This is a genomic window from Vibrio sp. MMG023, assembly GCF_021654215.1.
Classification (GTDB): Bacteria; Pseudomonadota; Gammaproteobacteria; order Enterobacterales; family Vibrionaceae; genus Vibrio; species Vibrio jasicida.
Genome location: NZ_JAKFZP010000030.1, coordinates 1 through 1,190, shown reverse-complemented (window position 1 = coordinate 1,190; position 1,190 = coordinate 1). Strand labels below are relative to the sequence as shown.

General features: G+C 46.9%; 1 protein-coding gene. It reads left to right on the top strand.

All coding sequences use genetic code 11. The features are described 5' to 3' along the window. Window positions 1-1,184 (top strand): elongation factor Tu (tuf, locus tag L1076_RS26830; protein ID WP_237304878.1); only part of this gene is annotated, 1,184 nt, incomplete at its 5' end. Between the last annotated feature and the right edge of the window lie 6 nt (window positions 1,185-1,190).

Genomic DNA, 1,190 nt, shown 5'->3' with positions numbered 1-1,190 from the left:
TGTCTAAAGAAAAATTTGAACGTGTAAAACCGCACGTAAACGTTGGTACTATCGGCCACGTTGACCACGGTAAAACAACTCTAACTGCAGCTATCTGTACAACACTTGCTAAAGTATACGGCGGTGCTGCTCGTGACTTCGCATCTATCGATAACGCTCCAGAAGAGCGTGAGCGCGGTATCACAATCGCTACTTCTCACGTAGAGTACGACACTCCAACTCGTCACTACGCACACGTAGACTGTCCAGGACACGCGGATTATGTTAAAAACATGATCACTGGTGCTGCACAGATGGACGGTGGTATCCTAGTTGTTGCTGCGACAGATGGTCCAATGCCACAAACTCGTGAGCACATCCTACTAGGCCGTCAGGTTGGTATCCCTTACATCATCGTATTCATGAACAAATGTGACATGGTTGACGATGAAGAGCTACTAGAACTAGTAGAAATGGAAGTTCGTGAGCTTCTATCTGAGTACGATTTCCCAGGTGATGACCTACCAGTTATCCAAGGTTCTGCTCTAGGCGCTCTAAACGGCGACGAGCAATGGGAAGCTAAGATTGTAGAACTAGCTGAAGCGCTAGATTCATACATCCCTGAGCCAGAGCGTGCAGTAGATATGCCATTCCTAATGCCTATCGAAGACGTATTCTCAATCCAAGGTCGTGGTACAGTAGTAACTGGCCGTATCGAACGTGGTATCCTAAACGTAGGTGACGAAGTTGCTATCGTAGGTATCAAAGACACTACTACTACTACATGTACTGGTGTTGAAATGTTCCGTAAGCTTCTAGACGAAGGTCGTGCTGGTGAGAACGTTGGTGCACTTCTACGTGGTACTAAGCGTGACGAAGTTGAACGTGGTCAAGTACTAGCTAAGCCTGGTTCAATCACTCCACACACTAAGTTCGAGTCAGAAGTATACGTACTTTCTAAAGACGAAGGCGGCCGTCATACTCCGTTCTTCAAAGGCTACCGTCCACAGTTCTACTTCCGTACAACTGACGTAACTGGTGATATCTCTCTACCAGAAGGCGTAGAAATGGTAATGCCTGGCGACAACATCCAAATGCAAGTTGAGCTAATCGCTCCTATCGCTATGGATGAAGGCCTACGTTTCGCTATCCGTGAAGGTGGCCGTACTGTAGGTGCTGGTGTTGTTGCTAAGATCTTCGACTAATTCTTA